The 18548-nt window shown below is 71.4% G+C and carries 17 protein-coding genes and 1 pseudogene; 10 read left to right on the forward strand and 8 right to left on the reverse strand.

The window, feature by feature from the left end:
• Positions 1-23: 23 nt before the first annotated feature.
• Positions 24-2426, reverse strand: coding sequence for a hypothetical protein (locus tag ACZ5VQ_RS26505; protein WP_469107052.1), 2403 nt, complete (start codon positions 2424-2426; stop codon positions 24-26).
• 291 nt (positions 2427-2717) lie between these two features.
• Between ACZ5VQ_RS26505 and ACZ5VQ_RS26510 the strand changes: the two genes are divergently transcribed.
• Both ACZ5VQ_RS26510 and ACZ5VQ_RS26515 read left to right on the forward strand, forming a co-directional pair.
• Positions 2718-3554 carry a DeoR/GlpR family DNA-binding transcription regulator gene (locus ACZ5VQ_RS26510; RefSeq protein WP_469107053.1) on the forward strand — a complete coding sequence of 279 codons (837 nt, stop codon included), beginning with the start codon at positions 2718-2720 and terminating at the stop codon, positions 3552-3554.
• A 145-nt stretch (positions 3555-3699) separates the two neighbouring features.
• Positions 3700-4179 carry an SRPBCC family protein gene (locus tag ACZ5VQ_RS26515; RefSeq protein WP_469107054.1) on the forward strand — a complete coding sequence of 160 codons (480 nt, stop codon included), beginning with the start codon at positions 3700-3702 and terminating at the stop codon, positions 4177-4179.
• A gap of 130 nt (positions 4180-4309) precedes the next feature.
• Here the strand turns inward: ACZ5VQ_RS26515 and cds1 are convergent, their stop codons facing one another.
• On the reverse strand, positions 4310-5407 hold the full coding sequence (cds1, locus tag ACZ5VQ_RS26520; protein WP_469107252.1) for an L-cysteine desulfhydrase Cds1: 1098 nt from the start codon (positions 5405-5407) through the stop codon (positions 4310-4312).
• A gap of 397 nt (positions 5408-5804) precedes the next feature.
• Between cds1 and ACZ5VQ_RS26525 the strand changes: the two genes are divergently transcribed.
• Positions 5805-6128 carry a hypothetical protein gene (locus tag ACZ5VQ_RS26525; protein ID WP_362068839.1) on the forward strand — a complete coding sequence of 108 codons (324 nt, stop codon included), beginning with the start codon at positions 5805-5807 and terminating at the stop codon, positions 6126-6128.
• A 227-nt stretch (positions 6129-6355) separates the two neighbouring features.
• A complete protein-coding gene (locus ACZ5VQ_RS26530; RefSeq protein WP_269651284.1) occupies positions 6356-6889 on the forward strand; it encodes an ATP-binding protein in 534 nt (177 codons plus the stop codon).
• Between the two features lie 167 nt (positions 6890-7056).
• Here ACZ5VQ_RS26530 and ACZ5VQ_RS26535 read toward each other — a convergent pair whose 3' ends face one another.
• The 3 genes and pseudogenes from ACZ5VQ_RS26535 to ACZ5VQ_RS26545 all read right to left on the reverse strand — a co-directional run.
• Positions 7057-9618 (reverse strand): ABC transporter permease, encoded by a 2562-nt coding sequence (locus tag ACZ5VQ_RS26535; RefSeq protein ID WP_469107055.1) that lies wholly within the window; start codon positions 9616-9618, stop codon positions 7057-7059.
• Between the two features lie 37 nt (positions 9619-9655).
• Positions 9656-10435 (reverse strand): ABC transporter ATP-binding protein, encoded by a 780-nt coding sequence (locus ACZ5VQ_RS26540; RefSeq protein WP_469107056.1) that lies wholly within the window; start codon positions 10433-10435, stop codon positions 9656-9658.
• An 83-nt stretch (positions 10436-10518) separates the two neighbouring features.
• Positions 10519-10809, reverse strand: a pseudogene (locus tag ACZ5VQ_RS26545) (SHOCT domain-containing protein); the annotation flags it as partial.
• Between the two features lie 180 nt (positions 10810-10989).
• On the opposite strand from ACZ5VQ_RS26545, the gene ACZ5VQ_RS26550 reads away from it, so the two are divergent.
• From ACZ5VQ_RS26550 to ACZ5VQ_RS26560, 3 genes are all read left to right on the forward strand, one after another.
• Positions 10990-11568: a TetR/AcrR family transcriptional regulator gene (locus ACZ5VQ_RS26550; RefSeq protein WP_469107057.1), complete on the forward strand. Its 579-nt coding sequence runs from the start codon at positions 10990-10992 to the stop codon at positions 11566-11568.
• Between the two features lie 65 nt (positions 11569-11633).
• A complete protein-coding gene (locus tag ACZ5VQ_RS26555) occupies positions 11634-12218 on the forward strand; it encodes a DUF4865 family protein (RefSeq protein ID WP_469107058.1) in 585 nt (194 codons plus the stop codon).
• A 50-nt stretch (positions 12219-12268) separates the two neighbouring features.
• Entirely contained in the window at positions 12269-13165 is an 897-nt protein-coding gene (locus ACZ5VQ_RS26560) for a phosphotriesterase family protein (protein ID WP_469107059.1), read from the forward strand.
• A gap of 81 nt (positions 13166-13246) precedes the next feature.
• Here the strand turns inward: ACZ5VQ_RS26560 and ACZ5VQ_RS26565 are convergent, their stop codons facing one another.
• Entirely contained in the window at positions 13247-14488 is a 1242-nt protein-coding gene (locus tag ACZ5VQ_RS26565) for an ROK family protein (protein ID WP_307528437.1), read from the reverse strand.
• An 84-nt stretch (positions 14489-14572) separates the two neighbouring features.
• Positions 14573-15223 (reverse strand): alpha-ketoglutarate-dependent dioxygenase AlkB family protein, encoded by a 651-nt coding sequence (locus ACZ5VQ_RS26570; protein WP_469107060.1) that lies wholly within the window; start codon positions 15221-15223, stop codon positions 14573-14575.
• 75 nt (positions 15224-15298) lie between these two features.
• Here ACZ5VQ_RS26570 and ACZ5VQ_RS26575 point away from each other — a divergent pair, with 75 nt between their 5' ends.
• Positions 15299-16468 (forward strand): methyltransferase, encoded by a 1170-nt coding sequence (locus tag ACZ5VQ_RS26575; RefSeq protein WP_469107061.1) that lies wholly within the window; start codon positions 15299-15301, stop codon positions 16466-16468.
• Positions 16469-16504: 36 nt separating this feature from the next.
• Here the strand turns inward: ACZ5VQ_RS26575 and ACZ5VQ_RS26580 are convergent, their stop codons facing one another.
• Complete coding sequence (locus ACZ5VQ_RS26580; RefSeq protein WP_469107062.1) at positions 16505-17281, reverse strand: AraC family transcriptional regulator; 777 nt, start codon at positions 17279-17281, stop codon at positions 16505-16507.
• 175 nt (positions 17282-17456) lie between these two features.
• Here ACZ5VQ_RS26580 and ACZ5VQ_RS26585 point away from each other — a divergent pair, with 175 nt between their 5' ends.
• Positions 17457-18236: a phytanoyl-CoA dioxygenase family protein gene (locus tag ACZ5VQ_RS26585; RefSeq protein WP_469107253.1), complete on the forward strand. Its 780-nt coding sequence runs from the start codon at positions 17457-17459 to the stop codon at positions 18234-18236.
• Positions 18233-18544 (forward strand): hypothetical protein, encoded by a 312-nt coding sequence (locus ACZ5VQ_RS26590; RefSeq protein WP_469107063.1) that lies wholly within the window; start codon positions 18233-18235, stop codon positions 18542-18544. Before ACZ5VQ_RS26585 ends, ACZ5VQ_RS26590 begins: the two co-directional genes overlap by 4 nt.
• The last annotated feature ends 4 nt before the right edge of the window (positions 18545-18548 follow it).

Consider the following 18548-nt stretch of genomic DNA (forward strand, 5'->3'; position numbering starts at 1 on the left):
CCGCGTCACACGGGCGTCGCGCCTCACATGGGCGTCGGTTCCAGCCGGGACTCCTTGGACTCCTCGGGTCCGCTGTCCTCCCGTGGCCCCGGCACCTCCGGCCTGAGCCGTGCGAGCAGCTTCTCCCGCTCCTCGGCGAAGGCGGGGTCGGCCTGGTAGTCGGAGTGCCCGAGGATCGGTGCGGGGAGCGGGTGGTCCTCGGTGCGGCCGTACGCGAGAGGGTCCTTCAGTGCCTCCCGGTCGACCTGGGGGCCGCAGTCGCCCGGCAGCCGCATGGGGCCGCCGATGGGGTCGGTGGCCCGGTGCAGGTTGCGCCAGCAGTCGACCTCGCGGTGCAGCCCGCTGAGCGCGTCGGGCCCGAAGTGGGCCGGGAACCAGCGCCCGTAGAGGCGCTCCAGGGGCGAGCCGTAGGTCAGCAGCGCGACCCGCTTGCGCACCGAGGGCTTGAGCTGCCAGGCCGCGGCGGCCGCGAGGACGCTGCCCTGGGAGTGGCCGGACAGGACGAGCCGCCGGCCCTCGGCGGCACCGGTCCAGGTCGCCATGCGCCAGGTCAGGTCGGGCACGGCGCGCTCGGCGTAGCAAGGGGGCGCGAAGGGGTGTGCCGCGCGCGGCCAGAACGTACCGACGTCCCACAGGATGCCGATCGTGCGCCGGGCCGAGGCGTCCTTGTAGGCGCGGCGTCCCCAGGTGACGAACAGTATGAAGCCGACGCCGATCAGCCAGGAGCCGAGCGCCTGCGCGGCGTCCGCCGCTCCCTGTACGACGGGGTACGTACCGTGCGCGGCCTCGCCGGGGGTCTCGTCGGTGGTCATCGCGCCCACCAGGGCCAGGGCACCCAGGAGCAGCGTCACGATGGAGGTGATGCCGATGATCCGGGGCGCCCGGTCGGTGAGGGCGGCCATGGCGCGCATGCGGGCGATGCGGTGGGTGCGCCCGGTGTCGGCGGGCTCGTCCTCGTAGTCGAGTTCCACCGAGGCCGTCTCGATGCGGCGCAGCTGTACGGTGCGCCTGGCCAGCCAGCCGACGAGGGCGAGCAGGACGATCAGCAGCGGCGGGATGACGGAGGCCTGCCAGGTCAGCAGGACGGGCGGGCCCTCGATGGTTCCTCCGGTGCCGTCCAGCCAGTCGGCGACACGCTGGGCAACCCCGCCGGACATCACCCCGCCCAGGGCGCAGGCCAGCATGGCGACGGCGGGCCCGGCCAACCCGCGCATCGCGGTACGCGGATCCGGGTGGGCGCGGTACAGGAGGTGGGCCACCACGCCGAGCACGATCACGAGCAGGCACTGGACGAGTGCGATGCCGCCGAAGATCGCGTCGCCACCGGGCAGCCGGCCGTCCGACCTCCACCCCGGGCGCGACCAGCCGGCGTACAGGAGGGTGAGGGCGAGCAGGACGAGTGAGCCGATGGGCAGCCAGCGCACCAGGGCGGCATCGAGGTGCCGGTCGAGCCGGTGCTCGCTGCGGCCGCGGCGGCAGACCACCCACACGACGACGACCCCGCCCACCACGAGCGTCGCCTCCACGATCCGGCCGAGCGCCTCCAGGACGGGTGGCCCGCCCGGCTCGCTGTCGTAGCGGGCGGCCGAGGTGCCGACCGCCGCGACGATCGTCAGCAGGCCGGCTGCGGTGTGGGCCGCGCGGAGCCGGGCGACCAGCCGGCGTCCGTACCAGAAGCCCGGGCGGCCAAGGCCGGCGCGGCTGGTCTCCTCGTCGGACTCGGCCCCGTACTCGATCGGCGGCTGGGACTCGTACGCGCTCCAGGTTCGGTGCGAGAGGTACCAGAGGAGGACGGTGAGGGCGGCGGGCACCAGGGCGGCGAGGGCGAGCCGGCGGCCCGGCAGGCTCCACCAGCCCGCGTCGGGGCCTGCCGGGGAGAGGAATCCCAGCCAGGAATGCTCCTGGGCGCATCCGCCGGTGCCCGCGCACTGCCAGGCGGCCAGGTCGAGGGCGACCTCGCAGGCGGCGGCGACCAGCAGCACGGTGAGGGTCAGGCCGGCGAGTCGGACGAGCAGGCCGTAGAGCCGTACCGTGCGCTTCCTGTTGTCGCTGACCGTGGGCCGCATCCAGTGGGCGAGGTTGACCACCATGAACGGCAGGAGCAGCAGCCACAGGGCGCGGGAGCCGTTGCCGGAGGTGAGGTTGCACCAGACGTACGCCTCGGGCACCGGTTTGCCCGGGTCCTCGTCGAGTCGCTTCGCTGCTTTCTTCTCCGCTTCGACGTCGTCGGCGCGGCGGAAGACGGCGGCCGTGTCGTCGCCGGTGATCCGGACGGTGCGCGGATCGTTCAGCATCTCCTGGGGCGTCGTACCGCCGACGCCGTGGACCAGGAGTTCGAGTGCGGTGTCGGCCGTCGCGGGCGGCCGCTCGGAATCGTGCGCCTCGTGCGCGTCATGCGGCGAGGCATGCCTCTGTGGACGCTCCACTGTTCTGCTTCCCCCGTGATGCCCGTACGGCACATGTCATGTTCAGGTACAAGGATCCCGCCTCCGGGAGCGTTGCGCACCACTCGTCACGGAATCTCCCCGATCCGTGTGACAGTGACGCACGGAAGATGGCAGCGTGACGTGTGCGCGTCGCCACAGGCAGTGGCGCGACCTGCGGTGACCCATGCGAGGATGGGGCATCCCATGGACCGGAGGTGAGGGTGAATGTCCTTGTCGGAGGGGGTTCGGGGACATGCCGGACGTGTCGAGGCGAAGGGAACCGGAGCGGACGTGAGTGAGAATCAGAACCTCCTCGCGGAGCAGCGGCGCGCTCTGATCCTCGACGAGGTCCGGCGGCGCGGCGGTGTCCGCGTCAACGAACTCACCAGGAAACTCGGCGTGTCGGACATGACGGTCCGCCGCGATCTCGACGCGCTCGCCCGCCAGGGCGTGGTGGAGAAGGTGCATGGCGGAGCGGTCCCGGTGGTCGAGGCGAGCACGCACGAGCCGGGCTTCGAGGCCAAGTCGGGTCTGGAGCTGACCGCCAAGGAGGACATCGCGAGGGCCGCCGCGGCGATGGTCGCACCGGGCACGGCGATCGCCCTGTCGGGCGGCACGACGACCTACGCCCTCGCCCATCAGCTGCTCGACGTGCCGGATCTGACGGTGGTGACCAACTCCGTGCGGGTCGCCGATGTCTTCCATGCGGCGCAGCGCACCTCGGGACAGCGGCAGGGAGCGGCGACGGTCGTACTGACCGGTGGTGTGCGCACCCCGTCGGACTCGCTGGTGGGGCCGGTCGCGGACCAGGCGATCGCGGCGCTCCATTTCGACGTGCTGTTCCTGGGTGTGCACGGCATATCGGTGGAGGCCGGTCTGTCGACGCCGAACCTGGCGGAGGCCGAGACCAACCGGCGGCTCGTCCAGTCGGCACGGCGTGTCGTCGTGGTGGCGGACCACACCAAGTGGGGCACGGTGGGCCTGAGTTCGTTCGCCGCGCTGGAACAGATCGACACGCTGGTCACGGACGACGGGCTGCCCGCCGGGGCGCGTGCCGAGATCTCCGAGCATCTGCGGCGGCTGGTGGTGGCGGGAGAGCCCGAGGACGAGAGCGATACGGACGACTGACGGCGGCGGGACATCGGCGGGGCATCGGTGGGCGGTACAGACATCCGACGGGCCCCCGGCTATGGTGACGGTGCCTCGTCAACCGCCGCGTTGTGGGGCTGCGTTCGGATTCGTTCCCCGTTTGTTCCCGCGAGGGGGTCCGTACATGGCACACCGACTGCGTCCGGTGGGACTCGACTTCGTCGAGACCGCTCCCCTGCGCCTTGTCTTCGCAAGAGAGGTCGCCTCGCCCCCCGAGACCGTCTATCGCGCGCTCGCCGAGGACGTGGCGGGCTGGTCCGAGTGGTTCTCGGCGGTGAGAGCGGCTCGCCCGACCGAGGACGGGGCCGGGCGGCAGGTCCGGCTGAAGGGCGGGACACGCTTCGAGGAGACGATCCTCGCGGCCGAGCCCTCCGAGGTCTACACGTACCGCGTCGACGTGACGAACGCTCCGGGTGCCCGCGCCCTCGTGGAGGAGTGGCGCCTCACCCGGGACGGCACGGGTACGAGAGTCCAGTGGACCTGGGCCGCCGACGGAACAGCCCCATTCCGCTTCGCGATAAAGCTGGGCCGAGCGGGCCTGGGCCGGGCGTTCCGGGACGCGGTGACGAAGCTGGACCGACGGCTCGCTTCCATGCCCGCCTGATCCATGTCTGCGTCACGCTCAGGGGCGCCCCGTCAGGGACGCGGGACTGTTGCAACATGCGGCTCTGCCGCGTGGGCGCGACCAGCCCCCACCGCCCGCAGACGGAACACCACACCTGCCCACGCGCCGCTCAGTCCGGCCAGACCCCCGTCGCCAACAGCGACTCGATCGCCGCTGCGTACGGCTCGATGTCCAGTCCCTGACCGGCCACCCACTCGTCCGAGTAGTACTTGTCCAGATAGCGGTCACCGGGATCGCACAACAGCGTCACCACACTCCCCGTCCGCCCCGCGGCCACCATCTCCGCCACGATCTTCAGCGAACTCCACAACCCCGTACCGGTCGAGCCGCCCGCCTTGCGCCCGATGGCCGCTTCCAGTGCCCGCACGGCGGCCACGCTCGCCGCGTCCGGCACCTTCATCATCCGGTCGATGGCCCCCGGCACGAAGCTCGGTTCCATACGAGGGCGGCCGATGCCCTCGATGCGCGAGCCGCAGTCGGTGGTGACGTCCGCGTCGCCCGTGGTCCAGCCCTCGAAGAAACAGGAGTTCTCCGGATCGGCCACACAGATACGGGTGTTGTGCTGCATGTAGTGCACGTACCGGGCGATGGTCGCCGACGTACCGCCCGTGCCGGCCGTGGCGACGATCCAGGCCGGCTCGGGGTAGCGCTCCAACTCCAGCTGGCGGTAGATCGATTCGGCGATGTTGTTGTTGCCGCGCCAGTCGGTGGCCCGCTCCGCGTAGGTGAACTGGTCCATGTAGTGTCCGCCGGTCTCGGCCGCGAGGGCCGCCGACTCCGCGTACATCGTCCGCGGGTCGTCCACGAAGTGGCACTGTCCGCCGTGGAATTCGATCAGGCGGCATTTCTCGGGGCTGGTCGTGCGGGGCATGACGGCGATGAAGGGCACCCCGATCAGCTTCGCGAAGTACGCCTCGGAGACGGCGGTGGAGCCGCTGGACGCCTCGATGACGGGGCGGTCGCGGCGGATCCAGCCGTTGCACAGGCCGTACAGGAACAGCGAGCGAGCCAGGCGGTGCTTGAGGCTGCCGGTGGGGTGGGTGGACTCGTCCTTGAGGTAGAGGTCGATGCCCCATCCCTCGGGCAGCGGGAAGCGCAGGAGGTGGGTGTCTGCCGATCTGTTCGCGTCGGCCTGCACCTTCCGTACGGCTTCTTTGAGCCAGTGCCGGTACTCCGCGTCGCTGTGATCGACATCGAGTGTGGCCATCGGCTCATGGGTGCGGGCCTGCTGTGGGGTGGTCACGGCGGGGCTCCTTAGGTTGTGCCGACGCCGGTTCACGCGGTCGGACACCTCGATCATATGCACCTTCCGCACGCTTCTCACCTGCATAAACACACCTTTGAGCACCTCAAAGGAACCCCTGGCGCAGCCAGCTTCGGGCGGTGGGGGGCGCATTCGCGCGAGTGCGCCGGAGAGCACCCGTGACGTCGTCATGCGCACTGGTGCTCGACACCGAAGGCGGGCAGACTGCACCGCATGGGACGCCGGTCCGGGCGGGGACGCACACTGGAGCGGAATCCACCCGGGTCGCGGCGTGGCCGGACCGAAGCAGGCCTGGCAGGACCGAAGCACACGGGCCGAAGCGCACAAGGGGGCGGGGCACATGGCGGAGCCGGAGTTCACGGCCACGGGCGTGCGGATCGGAAAGAGGCTGCGTTCGCTCACCCGGGCCGGACAGGTCCGGATCAGCGACGGCAGGCTGGAGTTGCTGACCAGCTACGGCAGCGAGATCGACAGCGCGCCGGTGCAGGCGGTCCGGGCGTCGAAGCCCTGGTTCGCCCATGACGACCGGGCTTTGGCGGACGTCAACGGCACGCGCTATCTGCTGACACTGGGGGACCACGATCCGGCTCCTGGGGAACCGGGCCCACCGGCCGCCAGCCGGTTCATCGAGGCCGTGCGCAGGGCGGCGGGGCGCGGGCACTGAGAGCCCTCACGTTGCCGGTCCGGTTGCCGGGGGCATCGCCACGGACACAACGAGTTGCGAGACCGCACCTCCTGCGTCACGCTGTTCTCACGTCACTCTGGGTTTACCGGCGATAACGCTGCGAACCAGCCCGCCGGGCACCAACCGCAGGCGGTCGTTTGCGCGCAGGCCGCCCGCTGGATCCGTACTCCGTCTTCTTCCGGACCTCAATTCGGGGAGTCGCAGCCGTGATCAGCCAGCCAAGCAGGCATTGCACGGTGGAGCTCCAAGCCCTGCCGTCGCGGATCGGCCAGGTCCGCAGAATCGTATCTGCGCAATTGCGCTACTGGCATCTGGATCCCTTGATAGACCGGGCCGCGCTCGGTGTGACAGAGCTGTTGACCAACGTCCACCGGCACGCCGTACCCGACAAGCTGTGCACCGTCGAGATCGAGCTGCTGCTCGACCGCCTCACCGTCTCGGTGCACGACAACGACCCGCGCCTTCCCGAGGTGCGGGAGGCCGACTCCTCCGCGACCTGCGGACGTGGTCTCGCGATGGTCGCCGCGTTCAGCGAGAGCTGGGGTGTGCGGCCGGACGGCGAGTCGGGGAAGGTCGTGTGGTTCACCCTTCCGGCCGCCTCCGCCACGGCGGGTCTGCCCGCCTGCCCGCCGTACGGCGCGGCCGCCGAGTCGCCCGCGCGCAGTTTCGCGGAGGTGGAGCACGCCGCCGGCACGCTGAGGACCGGACACGCTCCCGCCCGGTCGGCCGTTGCCGGCTGACCGGGCGGTGACCGGGGCCTCCTGCGCCGATTGGTGGCGAAAGTCCGCCGCTCGGTGGCGAAGGCCCACTGTTCGGTCCGCTCGGTGGCGGGTTCGTACCCGTCCGTCCACTCGGCGGAGGTGGCACGCCCGCCCGTCTACTCGGTGGCGATGACGCGCCCACTCCACTACTCGGTGGCGATGGCGCGCAGTACGTCGAGGCGTGCCGCCCGCCGGGCCGGGCGCAGGCCCGCGAGGGCTCCGGCCGCGACCCCCACGAGGGCCACCACGGTGAGCTGGAACGGCGGCATCGCGAAGGCGAAGGCGCTGTCGGACGCTCCGTCGGATGCCTTGACGAGCACCCAGCCGAGGAACCCGCCGAGTGCGAGTCCGCCCACCGTGCCGAACGCGGCGACCAGCACCGATTCCCAGCGGACCATGGCGCGCAGCTGCGCCCTGGTCTGCCCGACGGCCCTCAACAGGCCGAGTTCGCGGGTGCGTTCGTGGACCGCGAGGGTCAGCGTGTTGGCGATGCCGAGCAGTGCGATGAGCACCGCGAGCGCGAGGAGCGCGTAGACCAGGGTGAGCATCATGTCGATGCCGCCGGCCGAGGACTGCGCGTACTCGTCGCGGGTCTGCACCTCCGGATTGCCGTACGCCGTCGCGACCTTCTCGACCGCCGCCTTGCCGTCGGCCGCGCTCACGCCGTCCTCGAAGCTGACGGCCACGAGCGTGTCGGAGTCCTGGGTGCGGTGCGGGGCCCAGGCGTCACGGGTGATGACGTAGTCGCCCGCGAGCTCGGACCGGCCGTAGACCGCGCGGACCGTGAAGGTCTGCTTCTTGCCGTCGGTGAAGGCCAGTTGGGCGGTGTCACCGGTCTTGAGGCCCAGCTTGTCGGCCTCGTTCCCGGTGATGGCGATGCCGTCGTCGCCGAGGTCGCGCATCGAGCCCCGTACGTCGCCGAGGTCGAAGGTGCGCTCCAGCGCGACCGGGTCGGTGACGGTCAACGCCCTTCCCTTGCCGTCGACTTCGGCGACACCGCGGCCGAGTCCGACCGCCGTGTCGACCTCGGGCCGCTCGGCGATCGCGGGGGCGAGCCGCGGGCTCAGTCCGCTGCCGCCCGCGCCGAACGACGGGGTGCTCACCGCGACGTCGCCCGCGAAGGACCGGGACACTGTCTGGTCCATGGTCGCCTTCAGTGAGGCGCCGAAGACGGTGAACAGCGAGACGACGGCGACGCCGATCATCAGCGCGCTGGCGGTGGCGGCGGTCCGCTTGGGGCTGCGCAGGGCGTTGCGCCTGGCCAGGCCGCCGGTGACGCCGCGCAGCTTGTCGAGCGGGCTGCCGAGGACGCGTACGGCGGTGGTCGAGGCGACCGGGCCGAGGACCACGAAGGCTGCGAGCGCCAGGATCGCGCCGCTTCCGGCGAGCCAGAGGGACGGGCTGACGATGACGCCGGTCAGCGTGACGGCGATCGACAGCGCGGCGAGACCGGTGCCCACGACGGCACGGGTGCGGGACGCGCCGGACTGGTCGACGGCCGTCTCCCGCAGGGCTGCCAGTGGTGCGGTGCGCCCGGCGCGTGCGGCGGGCAGCAGCGCGGAGCCGAGGCAGACCACGATGCCGACCGCGAGCGGCAGGGTCATGGACAGCCCGCTGATGACCAAGTCGCCCTCGGGGAACGGGAATCCGATGGCCGGGAACAGTGCCTGGAGTCCGGCCGCGATTCCGATGCCGCCCGTGAGTCCGGCGGCGGACGCGACCACGGCCACGACGCTCGCCTCGACCAGGGTCGACGCGGTGACCTGCCGGCGTGAGGCACCGAGGGCGCGCAACAGGGCGTTCTCGCGGGTGCGTTGGGCGACGACGATCGCGAAGGTGTTGTGGATGGAGAAGGTCGCGACCAGCAGCGCCACTCCGGAGAACACCAGGAGGAAGGTGGTGAAGAGCGACAGGAACTGCCCGGAGATCATGTCGGTGTTCTCCGCGGCCAGCTCCTGGCCGGTGATCGCCTCAACTCCCTTGGGTAGTACGGGAGTCAGAGCGTCGACGAGTTCCTGCTGACTCGTGCCGGGCCCGGCACGCACCAGGATGCTCGCGGCCTCGCCGGGCTTCGCGGTCAGGTACCTCTCGGCGTCGGACCGCGTCATGCCCGTGTAGGTCACCTGGGCCATGCCGTCCTCGCCACCGAAGGTCGCCAGGCCGACGACGGTCACCTCGACCGGGTCGGGCGTCCGCAGGGTCGTCGTGTCGCCGATCTTCAGGTCGCCCTTCTCGGCGGCACCCCGGTTGACGACGACCTCGCCGGACTTCGACGGCGCACGGCCTTCGGCCAGTTGGTACGAGTTGAGCTTCGGGTCGTCGATCCAGTTGCCCGCGAGGGTGGGCGGGCCCTGACCGCCGATGGGCTTGCCGTTCGCGCCGACGAGCTGTCCTGCGCCCTGGATGTCGGGCTCGGCGGCCGCGACACCGGGTGCCTTCTCGACGGCCGCCACCAGGTCGGTGTCGACGGGCTGCCGTACGCCCTGGCTCTCGCCCGGCGTGGTGATGGTGCCGGCACTCCGGACGACGGCGTCCGTGCCGCTCGTGGCGTTACCGAACATCGTGTCGAAGCTGGCGCGCAGGGTGTCGCCCATGACGAGCGTGCCGGCCAGGAAGGCGACGCCGAGGAGCACCGCCAGGAACGTACCGGCGAAGCGGCGCTTGTGGGCACGCAGGGACGAGACGCTGATGCGCACGGAGGCGTTCACGACGACTGCGCTCCCTTCCCGTTGATGTCGAAGGCGTTCATGCCGGCGGCGCTCCCTTGCTGTCGAAAGCCTTCATGCGGTCCAGGACCTTGTCGGCCGTGGGGGCCTCCATCCGGTCGACGAGACGGCCGTCGGCGAGGAAGACGACCTCGTCGGCGTGTGCGGCGGCGACCGGGTCGTGGGTGACCATGACGACCGTGCGGTCCATCTGGCGTACGGCCCGGCCGAGGAGGTTCAGGACCTCCTCGCCGGAGCGCGAGTCGAGGTTGCCGGTGGGCTCGTCGGCGAAGACGACATCGGGCTGTCCGGCGAACGCCCTTGCCACGGCGACGCGTTGCTGCTGGCCGCCGGAGAGTTCGGAGGGCCGGTGGTGCAGTCGGTCGCGCAGGCCGACGACGTCGACGAGCGCGTCGATCCACTCCTGCGACGAGGTGTCGCCCCGGCCGCCCGCGAGGTCCATGGGCAGCGTGATGTTCTCCGCGACGGTCAGCGTCGGCACCAGGTTGAACGCCTGGAAGACGAAGCCGATGCGGTCGCGCCGCAGCAGGGTGAGGCGGCGGTCGTCGAGGCTGCTCAGCTCGGTGTCGCCGATGAACGCGGCGCCCGAGGTGAGGGTGTCCAGACCGGCCGCGCAGTGCATCAGGGTGGACTTGCCGGAGCCCGAGGGCCCCATGATCGCGGTGAAGCGTCCGGCCCGAAAGGTGACGCTCACCCCGTCCAGGGCCCTGACGGCGGTGTCGCCGCTGCCGTACACCTTCACGGCGTCGGCGACACGTGCCGCGGTCCGCGTGGCCTTCGTGGCGGTCGCGGTGCTCATGCCGCACCGCCCTTGCCCGTACGACCGAAGTCGGTGCGCTCGAAGTCGGTCCGTCCGAAGTCGGTGCGTCCGAAGTCGGTGCGTCCGAAGTCGGTGCGTCCGAACTGCTCGTCCAGGACGGAGAGCCGACGCCAGTACTCGTCCTCGTCGATCTCGCCGGAGGCGAAGCGCCGGCCGAGCATCGCGATCGGCGAGTCGCCCGTCGGGCGGACGTCCGTAGCGGTGCGGTCCATGCCGCGCCACGGACCGCGGCGGCCGCGCCACACGGTACGGCGGAGCACGGTCACGACGCCGATCACGACGGCCGCCCAGATCAGCGGGAAGAGAAGGATCCACGGGCCGGGCCCGCCGTCCCAGTGCGCCAGGGTCTGCATCTGAAGTCATCTCCTCGGTGGGTGTTCCGGTGATGCTTCGAGACTCGCGCCGGGAGGGGGTCCGGGTCGTCGTACGGCCAGCGGCACTACGCGTACCTCCGCGGGAGTAGGAACGGGGTGCTCCGCTGCTCCCTCGGCTGCCTCCTCGATTCTGTACCTACTAGTATGTACAGTGATTTCATGAGCACTCCGGAGCGGTTGATCGAGGCCACGCGCGAGCTGTTGTGGGAGCGGGGGTACGTGGGCACGAGCCCGAAGGCGATCCAGCAGCAGGCCGGAGCGGGCCAGGGCAGCATGTACCACCACTTCGCGGGCAAGCCCGATCTGGCGCTCGCCGCGATCCGGCGCACGGCGGACGAGATGCGCGCTACCGCCGAGGGAGTACTCGGCGGCCCTGGTTCTCCGTACGAGCGTGTCGAGGCGTATCTGCGTCGCGAGCGCGATGTGCTGCGCGGCTGCCCGATCGGGCGGCTGACCATGGACCCGGACGTCATCGCGAACGACGAACTGCGCGCGCCCGTCGACGAGACGCTGGACTGGCTGCGCGAGCGGCTGGCGGGGCTCGTCGAGGAGGGCCAGGAGCGCGGCGAGTTCGCCCCCTCGCTGGACGGAGAGGAGATCGCCGCGACGATCGTTGCCACGGTCCAGGGCGGCTATGTGCTGGCACGCGCGTCCGGCTCGACCGCCGCCTTCGACACGGGAGTTCGCGGACTGTTGTCCCTGCTCACCCTCAACTCCCCTGCTCGTACGGACGGTTAGGGACCGCCGGAACCTGTTGGAGCCGTTGGAGCCGCTGGACCCTTTTGGAGCCGTTGGAGGCATCGATGCACGCCATGCAGTACGAGATAAACCTGCCCGCCGACTACGACATGGACATCATCCGCGGCCGGGTGGCCCGCGTCGGACACCTCCTCGACGACTGGGACGGACTCGGCCTCAAGGCCTACCTGCTGCGCGAACGCGGAGTGGACGGCTCACTGGTCAACCAGTACGCGCCGTTCTATCTGTGGCACACGCCCGAAGGCATGAACTCCTTCCTCTGGGGGCCAGGATTCCAGGGCCTCGTGAACGACTTCGGGCGCCCTGTGGTGCAGCACTGGACGGGTCTCGCGTACGAGGACGGGGGCGCCGCCGGTGCCACACCCGAGGTCGCGGTGCGTCGGCGCGTGAGCATTCCGGAAGGAGCGCCGCTCGCCGAGGTGACGGAGGAGGCGATGCGGGTGACCGGGCGGCTGGCCGCGCTGGACGGGGTCGTGGGTGCGGCTGTCGCGGTCGACCCGCGCCACTGGGAGGTCGTGCACTTCTCGCTCTGGGCCCATGACTCGCCCAAGGCGGCCGGTGAGGTGTACCGGGTGCTGCATCTCTCGGCGCCGGAGCGTGACCGGCTCCGGCGGGGGCGGCAGTGGTGAACACGACGCCTGGGGCGCGTCCGGTCCCTGCGCTCCCTGCCGTCGGTACCGTGCGGACGGTCCTCGGGGACCTCTCCCCAACGGAGTTGGGGGTGTGCGACGCCCACGACCATCTCTTCCTCAGCAGTCCGCGACTCCCCGGTCAGGAGTTGCGTGACGCGTCCGCGGCGACGGCCGAGCTGGTGGCGTTCCGTGAGGCGGGCGGCGGGAGTGTCGTGCAGTGGACACCGTACGGGCTGGGGCGACGGGCCGCCGATCTGCCACTGCTCGCCCGCGCCACCGGGGTTCACATCGTGGCCGCCACCGGACTGCACCAGGCCGCCCACTACGCCCCCGAGTTGATCGACCGTCTGCGGCACGGGCTCGCGGACCTCTTCGTCGCCGAGCTGACGGAGGGCCTGGCCACGTCAGGAGTCCGGGCGGGGTTCATCAAGGTCGCCGGCGGCTTCCATGCCCTCGACGCTCACACCCGTTGGACGATGACCGCGGCGGCCGAGGCGCATCACGCGACGGGGGCGCCCATCGCCGTGCATCTGGAGCTCGGTACGGGCGCGCTCGACGTACTCGACCTGTTGTGCGGGGAGCTGGAGGTGCCGCCGGACCGGGTGATCCTCGGGCACCTCAATCGTTCGCCCGACCCGGTGGTGCACCGGCAGGCCGCGGAGGCCGGTGCCTATCTGGCCTTTGACGGACCGTCACGGGCGAACCACGCGACGGACTGGCGGATGCCGGACGCCGTACGGGCCCTCGCCGAGGCCGGGTTCGGAGACCAGCTGCTGCTCGGCGCGGACACGACGACGGCCGGGGCCCGCTCGGTCGACGGCGGCCCCGGCATGCCGTATCTGCTGCGTCGGGTACGCCCTCGGCTCGAACTCGCCCTGGGGGCGACGTTGGTGGAGCGCGTTCTGACGGTCAACCCCGGGCGGGCCTTCGCTGTCGAGTGGTGACGGTTCCGCTACGAGGGCGCTCTTCGGCCGCGGACCGATTGTGGCTGATCGCAGTTCCCCGCGCGCCCAAGGGGGGCGGTCTCAGACCTGGGCCAGCGCCGCGATCGGGTCGTCGAGGACCGGCTGCCACGCCAACTCGGCCGCTCCCACCAGGCTGTTGTGGTCCAGTGTGCAGGCGAGGATCGGGACGCCGCCGCTCTGGCCCCACAGGCTCCGGTCCGCCACCACGGCGCGCAGCCGCTCGGGATCGGCGTCGAGGAGGGTGCGGTGCAGTCCGCCGAGGATGATGCGGTCCGGATTGAGGATGTTGACCAGGCCCGCGAGGCCCAGGCCGAGCCGGTCGATCAGAGCCTCGACCGCTGTACGTACGGTCGGGTCGGCGTACTGGTTGCGGATCAGGTCGTTGGACTGCTGGAGCAGCGACACCTCGGGTCCGGGGTCGCGGCCCGCCGCCGTCAGGAACGCCAGCGGGTCCGCCTCGACGTCCAGGCAGCCGCGGCTGCCGCAGTGGCACGGACGCCCCTCCGGATTGACGGTGAGGTGTCCGACTTCCAGCGCCAGCCCCGAACTGCCCATGTGCAGACGCCCGTCGAGGACGAGCGCGCCGCCGACTCCCCGGTGTCCGGTCGCCACGCACAGCAGGTCGCGGGAGCCACGGCCCGCGCCGTGCCGGTGCTCGGCGAGTGCGGCGAGGTTGACGTCGTTTGCCGCGAACGCCGGTCCGGTGATCCCGGCCGCACGGACGCGCTCCGCGAAGATCTCCCGTACGGGTGCGCCCGCGGGCCAGGCCAGGTGGAGGGGGTTGAGGGCGGTGCCCTCGGGTTCGGCGACGGCCGACGGTACGGCGAGGCCCGCTCCCACGCAGCGGCGTCCCGTCTCCCGGAGCAGTTCGGCGCCCGCCTCGACGACGGAGCCGAGCACCTTGGCCGGGTCGGCGTCGACCGTCTCGCAGCCGGGAGCGGTCGCGACGAGGCGGCCTCCGAGGCCGACCAGGGCGGCGCGGAAGCCGTCGGCGTGCACTTGGGCGGCGAGGGCCACGGGGCCGTCCTCGGCGAGTTCGAGACGGTGCGAGGGGCGGCCCTGCGAGCCGGCGGCCGCGCCGGGGCGCGCGTCGACGTGGATCAGTCCGAGCGCTTCGAGTTCCGCGGCGACCGCGCCTGCCGTCGCTCGTGTGACGCCGAGCTCGGCGGTGAGTACGGCCCTGGTGGGCGCGCGTCCGGTGTGCACGAGCTCCAGGGCGGGCCCGAGCGCACCCCGCCCCCGGTCCAGGCGTGTCCTGGTGCTTCCTTCTCCCGCCGCTCTGGGGGCCGCATTGCCGCTCATGAGGGCGAGTCTCCCATGATCCGGTCGTCCCGTGGCCAGGGCAACGAACCGAACGAACCGGACGAGCCGGATGAACCCACCGGTCTAGAGGCCGCTCACCCGCAGCGTGACGTTCAGGCGGCCGGTCAGGCCCAACTCGGGCGGCGCCGTGCCCGCGTGCACGCGCGGCACCCCGTGGTACGCGAGCCGGGCGTCCCCGCCGAACACGAACAGGTCGCCGCTGCGCAGTTCCACGTCCGTGTAGGGGCGGGTCCGCGACTCGGTGTTGCCGAAGCGGAAGACGCAGGTGTCGCCGAGGCTCAGCGACACCACCGGAGCGTCGGACTTCTCGTCGCTGTCGCGGTGCATGCCCATGCGGGCGTCGGCGTCGTAGAAGTTGATCAGGGCGATGTCGTACGCCGCCGCCGTGGCCGCCGCCGGGCCGAGCGCGTCGACGACCGCGCGGCGGCCCAGCTCCCCCAGCCACTCGGGGAACTCCTTCACCGGCGCCCCGTCCCCGTCGACGACCGTGCGCGCGTACCCGTACGGGTACCAGTGCCGGCCGAGGCAGACCTGCCGGGACGTCATCGTGCCGCCGCCCGGTGTGCGGACCGTGCGCAGTCCCGCAGGCGGGCGTGCCCAGGCGCGGCAGGCGTCGAGGAGCTCGCTCTGGCGCTCGGCGGTCAGCCAGTCCGGCAGGTGCGCGGCGCCCGGCGCGATCTCCGTACGGGTGCGGGGAAACAGCTCGGCGTCCATGGCTCCCATCCTCGCGCACGGCCCCTGATGGACGCCGGAAACCCCCTGAGCTGCGCCTCGGATAGCCTGGACCCAATGACCGACCGTATGACGACCCCCTCGGCCGAGCTGACGCTGGCCCGCTTCCCCGAGGACTCCCGTGACCAGCTCCGTGCGTGGGACGCCTCCGACGAGTATCTGCTGAAGCATCTCGCGGACGGCGACCAGGCACTCGACGGCACGGTGGTCGTGGTCGGCGACCGGTGGGGCGCCCTCACCACGGCCCTTCAGGCGCACCGGCCGGTGCAGATCACCGACTCGTTCCTCACCCGTGAGGCGACCCGCGCCAACCTGGCGCGCAACGGCGCGGACCAGGACTCCGTACGTCTCCTCACCACCCAGGACCCGCCGGTCGACCGCGTCGACGTGCTGCTGGTGCGGGTACCGAAGAGCCTCGCGCTCCTGGAGGATCAGCTGCTGCGCCTGGCGCCCGCCGTGCACGAGGGAACGGTCGTCATCGGCACCGGCATGGTCAAGGAGATCCACACCTCCACGCTGAAGCTGTTCGAGCGGATCCTCGGCCCCACGCGGACCTCGCTGGCCGAGAAGAAGGCCCGGCTCATCTTCTGCACGCCGAATCCGGGGATCACCAGACCGGCCAACCCGTGGCCCCACAGCTACACGCTGCCCGACGGAATCGGTCCCGCCTCCGGCCGTACGGTCGTCAACCACGCGGGCGTCTTCTGCGCCGAGCGCCTCGACATCGGCACCAGGTTCTTCCTCCAGCACCTGCCGTACGAGGGCGGGGCCGAGCGCGTGGTGGACCTGGGCTGCGGCAACGGAGTCGTCGGTACGGCGATGGCGCTGGCGCACCCCCGGGCAGAGACGCTGTTCCTGGACGAGTCGTACCAGGCGGTGACCTCTGCGGAGGCCACGTACTGGGCGAACACCGACGACACGGTGGAGTACGGCAAGGCGGAGTTCCGCGTCGGCGACGGGCTGGAGGGCGTTCCGGACGCGAGCGTCGACCTCGTGCTGAACAATCCGCCCTTCCACTCGCACCAGGCGACGTCCGACGCCACCGCCTGGCGGATGTTCACCGGGGCACGTCGGGCGCTGCGGCCGGGCGGCGAGCTGTGGGTGGTCGGCAACCGTCATCTCGGCTACCACGTGAAGCTGCGCCGCCTCTTCGGCAACAGCCAACTGGTCGCGAGCGACGCGAAGTTCGTGGTTCTGAAGGCCGTCAAGGAGTCCGCGGAGTCCTGAGGGGCGTTCTTCGCAGGCGCCCGAAGACGCTCACGCTCAGGCGGCGCTCGTCTCGCCGCGCAGGGCTCGCGGGGACGCTCCCAGTTCGCGTCGGCACGCCTTGTTGAAGGCCTGCAGGTCGGGGATGCCTACCGACGCGGCGACCGCCGGGATCGACAGGGTCGAGGCCCGCAACAGGTGGTGGGCGCGGTCGAGCCTGCGGCGCCGGATGTACGCGACGACGGTGCCGCCCGTGGTGGCGCGGAAGAGCCGGGTCAGGTGGTTGTGCGAGACGCCCGCGGCGTGGGCCACGGCGGGCACGGTGAGCGGGGCGGCGAGGTTCGCCTCGACAAAGGCGATCGCGGCCGTGACTGCGGGATGCGGTCCTGGCCGCTCGCCCGCCGGAGCGAGATGGGCGATGCGCCACAGGGCGGTCCAGATCTCGGCCCGGGTGCGCTCCGGCTCACCCGGTACGGAGGCGACCGCCTGGAGCAACAGCCCGGTCAGCATGGGGAGTTCGGGTCCGGCGTCCTGCATCACGGGCACGGTGTGCGCCAGTCCCGCGGGTGCGATGCGCAGATGCGCGTACAGGTGTTCCGAGCGGCCCCGGTAGCGGTAGCGGACCGTCGTGCCGGGCGGTACGAGGCTGACTCGGCCGGGACGGATGACGTGTGCCGTTCCGTCAACGGTCAGCTCGGCCTCGTACTGGTACAGATGCAGCTGCCACAGCTCCGGCAGCCGGAAGACGTCCGTACGGCTCGCGACGCCGTGCACGCCGACGCCCGCGTTGGCGACGACGGGCGGCTCCCCGAGGTGGATCTCCGTCTCCCGCATGGTGAAAAACTACCAGTGGTGGTGAAACGGGCCAACGCGCCGGACGGACCCTGCTCCGTACGTTCGGACCATGACGAATCCTGAGCATCCCCCGCCGCCTCTCCCCTGTCCGGACCGTCCCCCCGTCTCTCCGCTGCTGGGCACGGAGGTCGCTCCGCTGCTGAGCTCCGTGCGGATGGCGCATTTCGTGGCCCACGGTTCGTTGCGCCTCGACGCGGTGGTGCCGGCGGAGATGAACGCCGAGGCGATCGGGTTCCTGAGGCGGGGCGTCCCGGGTGTGCCCTACGGCAGCGCGGTGGCGGACGCGTACCCCGAGGGCTCCTTCGCCCGGCGGCTCCTCGACATCCCGGCCGTGGCCGGGGCCCTGCGCAGCCTCGTCGGCCCGGACCCGCGCGTCGACCACCACGCGGTGCACGTGCGCGAACCCCGCGAGGGGTCGGCGCAGCCGCTGCACGGTGACGCGATCATCGACGTGCGCACCGATGCCTTCGACGTCCAGCTGATGTACTACCCGCAGGACGTGACCCTCGACATGGGCGGCACCCTCAGTGTGCCGGCCAGCCATCTGCGGCGTACGAACGAAACGGACACCGGCCGCTACCAGAACCTGCTCGGCCAGTCCCGGCTTGTTTGCCCGGCCGGCACCGTGGTGTTTCTGCACCACGGCCTCTGGCACGGCGGGCGGCGCAACGACAGCGACGCGGTGCGGTACATGTTCAAGATCCGCTTCAATCCGACAGTGCGGCAGCGACGGCTGTGGGACACCTCGGACCTCGGGGATCCCCGGGTGGCCGAGGAGCTCTTGACGACCTTCCCCTGGTACGAGCCCGCCACCGGCCGGCTGGAGATCTACAACCGTGTGCTGCTGTGGCGGTCCCTGACCGGCGACGGGTCCTTCGACCTGGAGCACTGGGTGACCCGTGTCTCCAACCACCCTCAGGAGGAGGTCGCATGACGATACGTCAGCAGGTTCTGGTGCTCTATCTGGGCACGTCGGCGCTGGACTCGCCGGTGGTCGGCTGGTCGGTGTACGACGGCACGGGGTGTACGTCTCCCACCACCGGGGACAGCGACGAACCCCCGTACAAGTCAGGGGTGGACGCACTGCGGGACGGCTGGCGGCTCTTCCAGGCGGCCCAGTTGATCCCGCCGTACCCGGGTAGCGAGTACGACGTGTCGTTCCTCAAGCACGAGTTCTTCTTCGAGAAGCTCGTGGAGGGATCGGCGGGACCAGAGAGCTCGGAGGGCGTGGCTGCGGGCTGAGCCG

The organism is Streptomyces sp. NPDC033178, assembly GCF_055577685.1.

Excerpts from the sequence above, each read along its gene's own strand:
- ACZ5VQ_RS26515 (WP_469107054.1), top strand. The coding sequence starts at position 3,700 with ATGGCACACCGACTGCGTCCGGTGGGACTCGACTTCGTCGAGACCGCT.
- cds1 (WP_469107252.1), bottom strand. The coding sequence starts at position 5,407 with ATGGCCACACTCGATGTCGATCACAGCGACGCGGAGTACCGGCACTGG.
- ACZ5VQ_RS26525 (WP_362068839.1), top strand. The coding sequence starts at position 5,805 with ATGGCGGAGCCGGAGTTCACGGCCACGGGCGTGCGGATCGGAAAGAGG.
- ACZ5VQ_RS26540 (WP_469107056.1), bottom strand. The coding sequence starts at position 10,435 with ATGAGCACCGCGACCGCCACGAAGGCCACGCGGACCGCGGCACGTGTC.
- ACZ5VQ_RS26550 (WP_469107057.1), top strand. The coding sequence starts at position 10,990 with ATGAGCACTCCGGAGCGGTTGATCGAGGCCACGCGCGAGCTGTTGTGG.
- ACZ5VQ_RS26555 (WP_469107058.1), top strand. The coding sequence starts at position 11,634 with ATGCACGCCATGCAGTACGAGATAAACCTGCCCGCCGACTACGACATG.
- ACZ5VQ_RS26565 (WP_307528437.1), bottom strand. The coding sequence starts at position 14,488 with ATGAGCGGCAATGCGGCCCCCAGAGCGGCGGGAGAAGGAAGCACCAGG.
- ACZ5VQ_RS26570 (WP_469107060.1), bottom strand. The coding sequence starts at position 15,223 with ATGGACGCCGAGCTGTTTCCCCGCACCCGTACGGAGATCGCGCCGGGC.
- ACZ5VQ_RS26575 (WP_469107061.1), top strand. The coding sequence starts at position 15,299 with ATGACCGACCGTATGACGACCCCCTCGGCCGAGCTGACGCTGGCCCGC.
- ACZ5VQ_RS26580 (WP_469107062.1), bottom strand. The coding sequence starts at position 17,281 with ATGCGGGAGACGGAGATCCACCTCGGGGAGCCGCCCGTCGTCGCCAAC.
- ACZ5VQ_RS26585 (WP_469107253.1), top strand. The coding sequence starts at position 17,457 with ATGGCGCATTTCGTGGCCCACGGTTCGTTGCGCCTCGACGCGGTGGTG.
- ACZ5VQ_RS26590 (WP_469107063.1), top strand. The coding sequence starts at position 18,233 with ATGACGATACGTCAGCAGGTTCTGGTGCTCTATCTGGGCACGTCGGCG.